Annotated in this window: 1 pseudogene; it reads right to left on the reverse strand. The window is 75.8% G+C overall.

Annotation, left to right across the window (positions count from 1 at the left end):
* A pseudogene (locus KWI83_RS37895) lies at positions 1–429 on the reverse strand (hypothetical protein); the annotation flags it as partial.

The following is a 429-nucleotide window of genomic DNA, read 5'->3' on the forward strand; positions in this document are numbered from 1 at the left end:
GCTCCGGCGGGCGGGGTGCCGGTGTCGGGCTGGTCGATGATGTCGCCGGGGCCGTCGTCGGCTTTCTGGATGACGTTGCCGCCCTCGTCGAGGATGTTGCCCTGGGGGTCGTAGTAGCGGGCGGGGGCGCCGTCCTCGGTGGGCAGCTTCACCGTGCCCTCCGGCAGGACCGGGGCGTCGTCGGGCAGCTTGACCGCGCCCTCGGGCAGTTCCACCGCGCCCGCCGGGACCGGGGTCCCTTCGGGGAGCTTGACCGCGCCGTTGCCCAGGTCGACCGCGCCCGCCGGGAGCGGGGTGCCCTCGGGCAGCCTGACCGCACCGCCCTCGGGGATCCTGATCCCGCCCGCCGGGATGGTCGCGCCTTCGGGGAGGTTCACCGTGCCGTCGGGGAGCCGGACGGCGCCCTCGGGCAGGGTGATGGCGTTGTCG

The sequence above is a fragment of the Streptomyces sp. TRM70350 genome, from assembly GCF_019219825.1.
GTDB lineage: Bacteria > Actinomycetota > Actinomycetes > Streptomycetales > Streptomycetaceae > Streptomyces.